The 9,911-nt window shown below is 53.7% G+C and carries 11 protein-coding genes; all 11 read right to left on the bottom strand.

Annotated features, from left to right (window positions below; genetic code table 11):
* Positions 1-196 precede the first annotated feature (196 nt).
* A complete protein-coding gene (locus tag Q3O06_RS09755) occupies positions 197-1,135 on the bottom strand; it encodes a metal ABC transporter solute-binding protein, Zn/Mn family (RefSeq protein WP_301818652.1) in 939 nt (312 codons plus the stop codon).
* A gap of 76 nt (positions 1,136-1,211) precedes the next feature.
* Positions 1,212-2,087 carry a metal ABC transporter permease gene (locus Q3O06_RS09750; RefSeq protein ID WP_002261370.1) on the bottom strand — a complete coding sequence of 292 codons (876 nt, stop codon included), beginning with the start codon at positions 2,085-2,087 and terminating at the stop codon, positions 1,212-1,214.
* Between the two features lie 23 nt (positions 2,088-2,110).
* Positions 2,111-2,836, bottom strand: coding sequence for a metal ABC transporter ATP-binding protein (locus Q3O06_RS09745; protein ID WP_301818648.1), 726 nt, complete (start codon positions 2,834-2,836; stop codon positions 2,111-2,113).
* The gene (locus Q3O06_RS09740) at positions 2,833-3,138 is read right to left on the bottom strand and encodes a hypothetical protein (RefSeq protein WP_301818646.1); all 306 of its coding nucleotides are present in this window, start codon (positions 3,136-3,138) and stop codon (positions 2,833-2,835) included. Before Q3O06_RS09740 ends, Q3O06_RS09745 begins: the two co-directional genes overlap by 4 nt.
* A gap of 18 nt (positions 3,139-3,156) precedes the next feature.
* A complete protein-coding gene (gene rplS / locus Q3O06_RS09735) occupies positions 3,157-3,522 on the bottom strand; it encodes a 50S ribosomal protein L19 (protein WP_002217809.1) in 366 nt (121 codons plus the stop codon).
* Between the two features lie 15 nt (positions 3,523-3,537).
* Entirely contained in the window at positions 3,538-4,287 is a 750-nt protein-coding gene (gene trmD / locus Q3O06_RS09730; RefSeq protein WP_118853326.1) for a tRNA (guanosine(37)-N1)-methyltransferase TrmD, read from the bottom strand.
* On the bottom strand, positions 4,287-4,796 hold the full coding sequence (gene rimM / locus Q3O06_RS09725) for a ribosome maturation factor RimM (protein WP_301818642.1): 510 nt from the start codon (positions 4,794-4,796) through the stop codon (positions 4,287-4,289). The genes trmD and rimM overlap by 1 nt, the downstream gene beginning before the upstream one ends.
* 15 nt (positions 4,797-4,811) lie before the next feature.
* Positions 4,812-5,057 carry a 30S ribosomal protein S16 gene (gene rpsP / locus Q3O06_RS09720; protein ID WP_002214315.1) on the bottom strand — a complete coding sequence of 82 codons (246 nt, stop codon included), beginning with the start codon at positions 5,055-5,057 and terminating at the stop codon, positions 4,812-4,814.
* Between the two features lie 44 nt (positions 5,058-5,101).
* Positions 5,102-7,528, bottom strand: a complete 2,427-nt coding sequence (locus Q3O06_RS09715; RefSeq protein WP_301818640.1) for a bifunctional acetate--CoA ligase family protein/GNAT family N-acetyltransferase — start codon at positions 7,526-7,528, stop codon at positions 5,102-5,104.
* A gap of 117 nt (positions 7,529-7,645) precedes the next feature.
* Positions 7,646-9,052 (bottom strand): two-component system sensor histidine kinase MisS, encoded by a 1,407-nt coding sequence (misS, locus tag Q3O06_RS09710; protein ID WP_301818639.1) that lies wholly within the window; start codon positions 9,050-9,052, stop codon positions 7,646-7,648.
* Positions 9,053-9,064: 12 nt separating this feature from the next.
* Positions 9,065-9,742: a two-component system response regulator MisR gene (gene misR, locus Q3O06_RS09705; protein ID WP_301818637.1), complete on the bottom strand. Its 678-nt coding sequence runs from the start codon at positions 9,740-9,742 to the stop codon at positions 9,065-9,067.
* Positions 9,743-9,911 lie beyond the last annotated feature (169 nt).

The following is a 9,911-nucleotide window of genomic DNA, read 5'->3' as shown; positions in this document are numbered from 1 at the left end:
TCTTTTTTTTTTTTTTTTTTCAATGGTTTATGTTGGTCGTTGTATAGTGGGTTAACAAAATCAGGACAAGGCGGGGCAACGCCGTACCGGTTTTTGTTAATCCACTATATATTTGTGCGTTGTGGGGCCGCCTTTTGTGCACGGGTATGAGAATGCCGTCTGAAAAAGGTTTCAGACGGCATTGTGTGTTTAGGGTTTATTTTTTCATCGCTTCGCTCATTGCCTTGATGTTGTGGCGGTACATTCCGATGTAGGTGTCTGCGGGTGCGTTGCCGAGCGCGTCGGAATACAGTTTGCCGCTGACGTTGACACCGGTTTCTTTGGCGATGCGGTCAACCATACGGGTGTCTTTGATGTTTTCGGTAAATACGGCTTTGATGCCTTCGCGTTTGATTTGGCGGATGATGGCGGCGACTTGTTTGGCTGAAGGCTCGGCTTCGCTGCTCACGCCTTGCGGGGCGATGAACTCGATATGGTAACGTTTGCCCATGTAGGAAAATGCGTCGTGTCCGGTCAGGACTTTGCGTTTGGCGGCAGGGACGGCATTAAATGCGGCTTGTGCGTCGCTGTGCAGTTTTTTAAGCTGCATTTGGTAGTTGCCCAAGCGTTGTTGATAATAAACTTTGCCTTCGGGGTCGGCCTTTATCAGGGCTTCGGCGACGTTTTGGGCATAGGCGGACATAAGGACGGGGTCGTTCCAGACGTGGGGGTCAAATTCGCCGTGGTCGTGGTGGTGTCCTTCGTGGTCGTGGTCGTGGTCATGATCGTGGTCGTGATGGTGGTCGTGATGGTGTCCGCCTTCTTCTTCGGCTTTGAGGGGTTGGATGCCTTTGGCTGCTTCGGCATAGGATACTTTGCTTTGTTTGACGGCACGTTGTACATCGGCAGCTTCAAGACCTAAACCGTTAATCAGGACAAGTTTTGCACTGCGGATTTTTTTAATGTCGCCGCTGGTCATGTGATAGGCATGAGTATCTTGGTTGGCTCCGACCAAATTTTGTATGGATACGCGCTCTCCGCCGATTTGTTTGGCAACGTCGCCTAAAATGCTAAAGCTGGTTACGACGGGCAGAGGGGCGGCAGTTGCGGAGGCGGTCAGCAATGCGGCAATAAGGGTGAGTTTGAGGTGTTTCATAACTGTTCTCCTGTGATATAACGTAACATCCGTTATGGTAAAACAAGCCGCCTGTTTGTTCAAGCAGCCTGCCGTGTCAGGTGGTGTGGTGGCGGTGGTTTTTGAGCCATTTGGGCAAGATGCCGCCTTCTTTACCGAGTATGACGGAAAAGAGATAAAGGACGCTGCAACAGAGGATGATGGCGGGACCGGAAGGAATTTCGATGTGGTAGGAAATGAGCAGTCCGCTCAAGCCGCACAGCAGGGCTGTCAGAACGGATAGGAGGATGAGTGCGCCCATATGCTTCGCCCACAGGCGGGCGGTAATGGCTGGCAGCATCATGAGTCCGACGGACATGAGTGTGCCGAGGGCTTGAAAGCCGGATACGAGGTTCATGACGACCAGGACGAGAAAGAGGACGTGCCAAAGCCCGCCTTTGCCGCCGACAGATTTGAGAAACAGGGGGTCGATGCTTTCGAGTACGAGCGGGCGGTAGATGACGGCAAGGGTAAGCAGTGTGAGGGTGGATACGGCGGCGATGAGTTGCAGGGCAGGAATATCGACGGCAAGTACAGAGCCGAAAAGCAGATGCAGCAGATCGACGCTGCTCCCGTTTTTGCTGACGAGGACTACGCCTATGGCGAGGCTGCTCAGGTAGAAGGCGGCAAAGTTGGCATCTTCTTTCAGGGTGGTGAAGCGGCTGACGAGTCCGGCAAGCAGTGCCATCAGCATGCCTGCGGCTACGCCGCCCAAACCCATGGCGGGCAGGCTCAAGCCGGCAAACATGTAGCCGACGGCGGCACCGGGCAAGACGGCGTGGCTCAATGCGTCGCCTATCAGGCTCATACGGCGCATGACGAGGAATACGCCGACGGGTGCGGCACTGAGGGACAGGCAGAAGACGGATGCGAGGGCGTAGCGCATGAAGTCGAATTCTGCAAAGGGGGCAAGGAGCAGGTCGTAGAGGTTCATGGTTTTTCGGTTTCAGACGGCATTTATGACGCGCACCAGTCGGGGCTTTCCTGTTGCTGCATTTTGGCGTTGGCTTGAGCGAGGTAGGGTTCTGTCAGAATGGTCTCGGTTGCGCCTGCCGCAATTTTTTCGCGGGCGAGCAGCAGGGTATTGGGAAAGTAGGCGCGGACTTGTTCGTAATCGTGCAAAACGGCAATGATAGCGTGTCCGTTGCAATGACATTTTTGCAATACGTCGAGAAGCTCGTAGGTTGTCCGTGCATCAACGGCATTGAAAGGTTCGTCCAAAAGCAGGAATTTTGCATTTTGAACCAGCATTCGGGCAAAAAGGACGCGTTGGAATTGTCCGTTTGAGAGGTGGGCGATTTGGCGGCGGGCAAACTGCCTCATTCCGACGCGTTCCAAAGATTCGTGAACGCGTTGTTTTTGCGCGGTATTTATCCCTTTGAAAAAGCCGATTTCATACCAAAGCCCCATTGCTGCCAAGTCGAAAACAGTCATAGGTTGGGAGCGGTCGATGTCGGACTGTTGGGGGAGGTAGGCGATGTTTTGACGGGTCAATCCGTCCAACAGGATGCTGCCGGTGTCGATGGGTTGCAATCCCATCAAGGATTTAAGAAAGGTAGATTTCCCTGCGCCGTTCGGTCCGAAAACCGCCCACATACTATGTTCTTCAAAAGTAATGTCGACGTGGTGTACTGCGGGGCGGCGGCGGTAGCTGACGGTCAGGTTTTCAACGATGATGCTCATACCGATACCGCCCAAAGGTAAACACCCCATAAAAGGAATACGGCAATCAGGGCAAGGATGAGGCGGAAGGTCAATCCTGACAGTAAGAGGGAAGGTGTCATAATGATTTGCAGTTTTGAAAGGGAAGTTGGCAAAGCGGTTATCGTTATATGGCGGATATGATACTGTATAACGTTTAGTCTGTAAATTTTGTTCGGTTCGGACGGGGATTCGGGATGTGCCGGAAGGGGTGTGCTTCTTGGTGCTGTTCCGTTGCGGATGTTGCGGCAATAAGAAATGCCGTCTGAAGGTTCAGACGGCATTGGGGAAAACGGTTTGAATCAACCTTTGCGTGCAGGCAGTTTTTCTTTGATGCGTGCAGCTTTGCCGGTCAGGCCGCGCAGGTAGTACAGTTTGGCACGGCGTACGTCGCCACGGCGTTTGACTTCGATTTTCTCAACGGTAGGAGAGTACAGTTGGAAAGTACGTTCAACACCTTCGCCGCTGGAGATTTTGCGGACGATGAAGTTGCTGTTCAGACCACGGTTGCGGCGTGCAATGACAACGCCTTCGTAGGCTTGCAGACGGCTGCGGGTACCTTCCACGACGCGTACGGATACGACTACGGTGTCGCCCGGTGCGAATTCGGGGATTTCTTTGTTCAGGCGGGCAATTTCTTCTTGCTCGAGCTGTTGAATCAGGTTCATTGTTTTTTTCCTAAATTATGATTGGATTTCCCGTTGCTCTTGCCGGATGGTTTCCAAGAGGCGGGATTCCTTTGGGATTAAAACGCGCTTTTCCAAAAGATCGGGTCTGCGCTCCAAGGTGCGGCGCAGCGATTGTTCCAACCGCCATTCCGCTATCAAGCCATGATTGCCGGAACGTAATACTTCCGGAACAGCCATGCCTTGAAATTCTAAGGGTTTGGTGTAGTGGGGGCAGTCCAAAATGCCGCTTGAGAACGAATCCTGTTCGGCAGACTGCATATCGCCCAATACGCCAGGTACGAGCCTCAATACCGCATCCATCAGCATCATGGCGGGAAGCTCTCCGCCGGAAACGACGAAGTCTCCGATGCTGATTTCTTCATCGACGCTGCTTTGCAGCAGTCTTTCGTCTATTCCCTCATAGCGTCCACACAGCAGAATCAGATGCGGAAGTTCTGCCAGTTCTGCCGCTTTTTGGTGTGTCAGCGGTTTCCCTTGCGGGCTGAGGTAGATGACTTTTGCGGTTTGGGAAGATTGTGCTTTGGCATGTTCTATTGCTGCATGAAGCGGCGGAGCCATCATAATCATTCCCGGGCCGCCGCCGAACGGGCGGTCGTCGATGTAGCCCAATCTGTTGTCGGCAAACTTTCGGGGATTGACGGCTTCAAACTGCCAGATTCCCTGTCTATTCGCGCGTCCCGTTACGCCGTAGCGGGTAATGCTGTCGAACATTTCGGGGAAAATGGTAACTGCCTGGATAAGCATCAGTAGTCCAAACCCCAATCGGCAGTAATGGTCTTACTGCCGGTATCGACGGTTTCGATATATTGGGAAACGAACGGAATCAGGATTTGCCCGTATTTTCCATTAACCACTAATACGTCGTTTGCACCGGTTTCCATCAGGTTGCTTACCTTGCCTAAAACGGTATGGTCTTTGTTAACGACGGTCATGCCGACCAAGTCTGCCCAGTAGTATTCGTCTTCTTCTGTCGGGGCGAATGCTTCACGGGGTATTTCGATGGTGTAACCGCGCAATGAGAATGCCAAGTCGCGGTCGTCTATGCCTTCGAATTTGACTTGGAGTTCGCCGTTGACGACTTTTCCGGCTTCAAGGGTAACGCTGACGGTTTTGCCGTCCTTGACCAAATGCCACTCGGGGTAGTCCAAAAGGCTGTCGGAATATTCGGTGTTGGCGGCAATTTTCAACCAGCCCTTTATGCCGAATACGCCTTTGATGTAGCCCATGGCTACCCGGTTTTGAGTGTCTGTCATGGCGGCAAATGCGGATTAGGCGGCTTTTTGTTCTTTAATCAGTTTTGCAACGGAGTCGCTGACTTGCGCGCCTTGTGCAATCCAGTGGTTCAGGCGGTCTGCATTGAGGCGGACGCGCTCTTGTTTTTCGTTGGCTACGGGGTTGTAGAAGCCTACGCGTTCGATGAAGCGGCCGTCGCGGCGGCTGCGTGAGTCAGTAACGATGACGTTGTAGAAAGGGCGGTGTTTCGAGCCGCCGCGTGCCAAACGGATAACTACCATTTTGAGTCCTTTTGAGAAAATCGGATATATGGAAACTGCCGATTTTAGGTTATTTTGTGGTCGGTGCGCAAGTTTTTATTTGTTTTTTCTGTTGTTTTGTCTGCCGCAAGGTTCAGATATGCGCGGTACAGGTTTTTTTCGGTGTCCGATTCCTTGAGGGTAAATCCTGATTTTTCAGCAAGTTTGATCATGGGGGTATTGGTTTTGAGAATGTCGGCACTGATGGCGCGGTAGCCTTGTTGTGCGGCAGTACGGATGACGAGCCCCATCATTTTTTGTGCCAGCCCGCTGCCGCGCATATGTTCTGCCAGTGCGATGGCGAACTCGCATTCGTTGCGGTTCAGGCGGCTGTGGCGGGCGACGGCGACGATGTTGTCGTTATTATCTCTTGCTGTCCATGCGGCTTCGCAGTAGTAGTCTGGGTTGCATAAGCGTGCCAATGTACCTTCAGGAAGTTCGTTGGTGTGGGTCATGAAGCGTGTGTACCGTGCTTCGGGACTGAGTTTTCGGATGAATTTTTGTTTGGCCTCGGCATCTTCGGGCAGCAGCGGGCTTACTGTAACGGTCATGTTGTTTTTTAGAAACAGTATTTTTGGGTGTGCCTCAGGGTAGGGCGGGAGCACGTTGGGTGTTTTTTTATCGGTTGCGGTTTTACTGCTGAGCAGTTCGGCGGCAGCTTCGCTTGTGTGTCGGAGGAACTCGGAGGCTGCCGGGTTTTTGTGTTTCAGGTATTGGGCGGCACTTTGCATTTTTGCGGCGGCGTGTTCGAGGGTTTGTACGGTCTTGCTTGTTGTTTTGCGTCCGGGTGCATTGTGTGTTTCGGGTGCTTTCAGATCAAAGTCGGTATTGTATTGTCCGCCGTTTAGGTTGAGGGTGATGCCGAGAATGTGTTGGCGGTATTCGGGAATGACGGTCAGTGTGTGCAGGAAGCAGTCGAGGGTTTGTGTGTCGTCGAGTTCGGCAAAGCGGGCAAGGTGGCGGTTGTCAAGTGTGGTAAACGGCGGGAGTACGGCAGTGGTTTGTCCGTTGCGGCGTGCGGTCAGGATGTCGCCATAGAGGGGGTGGCTGCCGAATTGGAATTGGACGGCGTTATGGGTGGTGTGCCGGTAGGGGGGGAGGTGCAGGGCTTCGGCGAGCAGGGAAGGGTTTGCCGCTGTAAGGGCTTTTTTGATGTTTTGGGGTTGCGGTGTTTTCAGACGGCATGGCTGCGGCGGTGCAATGTCGAGCTGTGCCTGCTTCAGGGCGGCGGCGGTGTTGCGGTAGGAAAGGGTGCGGATTGCCTGTGTGGGTGTGTCGAAATGGGTTATGCCGTCTGAAAAGGGGCTGCTGACGAGCAGGGGTTTGGCGGTCTGTTCGGACAGGCGGATAAGGGCGCGTGCTGTTTTTTTGTAATCCTCGTATCCGTAGGGGCTGAGGATGGTCAGGACGGCTTGGGTGTCGGGGCGGGCAAGCTGACGTGAGGCGATGTCGTGGCAGGTTGAGGGTGTGGGTGTGCCGGTCAGGTGTCCGTTGCGGATGTGGTGGGGAAGGTTGGGAAAGTGGAGGGTGAGGTTTTCGGGGGTGTGCGCGTGCAGCCATTCAGCAGGCGTGTCGGACAGGATGTCGAGTCGGGACAGGGGTGGAAGGTCGGACAGTTGGGCGCGCAGTGCGGCTTCGAGGTCGTCGGCGTTGAAACTGATGAGGAAGTTGCAGTGTCGGGCGAGGCAGTGCAGTACGGCACGGTCGGTTTCTGTCGTGCGGCAGGTAATGTGGAGAATCAGCGGCGTATGGCGGGTAAATTGGCGGATTGCGCTGAACAGTTTGCGCTGGTCCTCTTCCGGGTTGTGGTGTAGGACGGCGGTTTTGGTGTGCAGGCTGTGGCCGAAGCGGTTGAGCCAGTCGGAGGAAGTGATGGGGCTGATGCCGTAGTTCAGGCTGATGTGGCGGGATATGCCTTGATGGAGTTTTTTGAGGACGGTATCGATTTGGCGGCTGACGGCGGCATTGCCGGTCAGTATGGCGGTATGGCCTGCGGCGTATCCGTCTTGGGTACTGATGTTGAGTCCGAGTGAGGGCAGTTGGATGCCTGCGGTGGTGCAGGCGGTGATGTTGAGTCCGTTGCCGTGGTGTTTGCGGATGGCAGTTTCGGCGGTGTGCAGTTCTGCGGCAGACAGGCTGTCCCAGTCCTGTATGAGGATGATGTGTCGGAGCTGCTTTTTGCGGCAGGTTTTGAAGAGGGTGTCGTAACTGTCGGGCGGGGTAACGGCAATAATCAGGTCTGCACTGCCGGGGATTTTGTTGAGGCTGGTGTAGGCGGGCAGTCCGGCTATGGTGTGGTGGCGCGGGTTTACGGGGGTGATTTTTCCTTGAAAGGGCGTACTCAGCAGGTTGCTGAGTATGCGTTCGCCAAGGCTGTACGGTTGTTCGCTCGCGCCTATCAGGATAATGTGGTTGGGCATGAAGAAGTAGCCGGGATCGGTTTGTGTCGGCATGATATATTCCTTTGCGGACGGTATGTGCGTGATTGTTGGAGATGCACTCACTGTGTGTTTGTTTTGGGGTAACTGTTTGTGCAATGCCGTCTGAAGCGGGTTCAGACGGCATTATGGTCAGTTCGCACTTTTTTCTGGTTTGGAACCGGTTTTTTTCTTGGGCAGGATAAAGCGCATCCGCAGACCGTTCGGTTTGATGTTTTCGGCGATGATTTTGCCGCAGTGCTGCCCGATGATGTGTTGTGTCAGGGCAAGTCCAAGCCCTGTTCCGGGTTTGTTGGCACTGGAGTCTGCACGGTAGAAAGCGGTGAAGATGTGCGGGAGCTGCATTTCGTCCACGCCGGGACCGTTGTCGGTAACGTCGATTATCCAGTGTTTGTGGTCTTGTCCGATGTTGATCAGGATGGTGCTGCCTTCGGGACTGTAGTTGACGGCGTTGCGGATGACGTTGTCGAAGGCGCGGTACAGGTAGCTTTCGTTGGCAAGGATGGTTGTGTTTTCGGGGATTTTTCCGTCGACGGACAGGGCGACCGTCTGTCCGTTCTTTTGGGCGATACTTTGGTTGTCTTCTACCAGGTTGCCCAGAAAGGGCAGGAGTTTCAGGCTTTCTTTTTCCAAAGCTATATTGGAGGTTTCGAGACGGGACAGGGTTAACAGTTCCCCGACCAGCGTATCCATGCGGGTCAGTTCGCCTTCCAGCCGTTTAAGATATTGTTCCTGTTTTTGGGGCTGCGCCTGAATCAGTCCGACAATTGCCTGCATACGGGCAAGCGGGGAGCGCATTTCGTGGGAAACGTGGTGGAGCAGGTGGCGTTCTTTGGCGACAAGTTTTTCGAGTTTTTCCACCATTTTGTCGAATTGCAGTGCGAGATGGGACAATTCGTCATCACGGTCGTCGACCTGTTGGGAGATGCGGGTTTCAAGTTCTCCGTTTGCCACCCTGTCCATGCCGTTGCCTAAGATTCTGATGGGTTTGGCAATGTTGCCGGCAAGGATATATGCCATCAGCAGTCCGACGATGATGATGAAGGAGAGGATGATGAATTCGTGCCAAATCGGGGCAAGCGGCAGGCCCGGGATAAACAGCGGGCTGGGCAGGCGTTGTGCCTGGTGGTTGTCCCAGCCTTTAATGAAGAACAGGTATTCTTCGCCGAAACGGTCGTATTCGATGTGGACAAGGTTGGAATGGGGGTTGTTGGCGGCAAACAGTCGGGCGCGTTCTATGGTGTAATTGTCGATATAGCGGTTTAAGATGTCTTTTTTCTCGTCGCCCTGTATGACGTAAACGGCGGATGAGACGGGGCTGTCTTTCCATTCGGTCAGGATTTCGCGTGCGCCGTTGTCGCCCCGTGTCTTGAATGCGGAAATAATGCTGCCCATTAATGTGGTTTCGATGGTGCGGCGTTGGTTGAATTGGTTTTCGGCAAGGGTGTTCTGCACCAGCCAAAAAGAAAAACTCGCCACAAAGATTGCGCAGACGATAACCGCGCAAAATGTGGCGAAAATGCGTTGGAACAGTTTCATTTGCCCGCTGCTTCAGTTTTTGACAAACAGGTAGCCCAAGCCGCGTACGGTTTGAATCAGCGAGGCATCGCCCAGCTTGTGCCGGATGCTGGAAATGTGCACGTCGATGCTGCGGTCGAATTTTGCCAGCTTGCGGTCGAGTGCTTCGACGGACAGGGTTTCTTTGCTGACTACCTGTCCGGCATGGCGCATCAGGACTTCGAGCAGGTTGAATTCGGTGCTGGTCAGTTCGAGCGGCGTGTCTTTGACGGATGCCTGGCGTTTGGCGGGGTACAGGACGACATCGCTGACGGAGATGCTGTTGGATGCGTTGTTTTGTTCGCCGCTGTGTTGTGCGCGGCGGAGGATGGCATTGATACGTGCCAAGAGTTCGCGTGGTGTGCAGGGTTTGGGGACATAGTCGTCCGCACCCATTTCCAAGCCGATGATTCGGTCGATGTCGTCGCCTTTGGCGGTCAGCATGATGATGGGGACGGTGCTTTGGGCGCGTACGTTTTTCAAGACATCCAAGCCGTTCATTTTGGGCATCATGGAATCCAATACGACTACATCGTATTGCCCGCTCAGGATTTCCTGTACGCCTGCTTCGCCGTCGGGAACGCTGTGGACGTTCAGACCTTCGGCGCTCAGGTATTCGGTCAGCAGTTCGGTCAGCAGGGCATCGTCATCTACGAGTAATACGCGGCTCATGGTGTTTCCTTTTCCGTGGTGGTATGCGCCCGCTAGGTTTGGGACGGGCATGAAACAGGTGTTTAACGGTTTATCTTAACACGGCTGCAATGTTTTTTGATAGCGTATTTTTCTGCGTGTTTGCTGTTTTTTGCAATGCTTTGCAAGGGTTTTTATATTTCAGACGGCA

Origin of the sequence: Neisseria maigaei (assembly GCF_958267405.1) — a bacterium.
Lineage (GTDB): Bacteria > Pseudomonadota > Gammaproteobacteria > Burkholderiales > Neisseriaceae > Neisseria > Neisseria bergeri.
The sequence above is the reverse complement of the archived record's forward strand: the minus strand, read 5'-3'. Positions and strand labels throughout refer to the sequence as shown.

Bases quoted from the DNA above. Each gene is read 5' to 3' on its own strand.
- Q3O06_RS09755 (WP_301818652.1), bottom strand. From the start codon at position 1,135: ATGAAACACCTCAAACTCACCCTTATTGCCGCATTGCTGACCGCCTCC.
- Q3O06_RS09750 (WP_002261370.1), bottom strand. From the start codon at position 2,087: ATGAACCTCTACGACCTGCTCCTTGCCCCCTTTGCAGAATTCGACTTC.
- Q3O06_RS09745 (WP_301818648.1), bottom strand. From the start codon at position 2,836: ATGAGCATCATCGTTGAAAACCTGACCGTCAGCTACCGCCGCCGCCCC.
- Q3O06_RS09740 (WP_301818646.1), bottom strand. From the start codon at position 3,138: ATGCCGTCTGAACCTTCAGACGGCATTTCTTATTGCCGCAACATCCGC.
- rplS (WP_002217809.1), bottom strand. From the start codon at position 3,522: ATGAACCTGATTCAACAGCTCGAGCAAGAAGAAATTGCCCGCCTGAAC.
- trmD (WP_118853326.1), bottom strand. From the start codon at position 4,287: ATGCTTATCCAGGCAGTTACCATTTTCCCCGAAATGTTCGACAGCATT.
- rimM (WP_301818642.1), bottom strand. From the start codon at position 4,796: ATGACAGACACTCAAAACCGGGTAGCCATGGGCTACATCAAAGGCGTA.
- rpsP (WP_002214315.1), bottom strand. From the start codon at position 5,057: ATGGTAGTTATCCGTTTGGCACGCGGCGGCTCGAAACACCGCCCTTTC.
- Q3O06_RS09715 (WP_301818640.1), bottom strand. From the start codon at position 7,528: ATGCCGACACAAACCGATCCCGGCTACTTCTTCATGCCCAACCACATT.
- misS (WP_301818639.1), bottom strand. From the start codon at position 9,052: ATGAAACTGTTCCAACGCATTTTCGCCACATTTTGCGCGGTTATCGTC.
- misR (WP_301818637.1), bottom strand. From the start codon at position 9,742: ATGAGCCGCGTATTACTCGTAGATGACGATGCCCTGCTGACCGAACTG.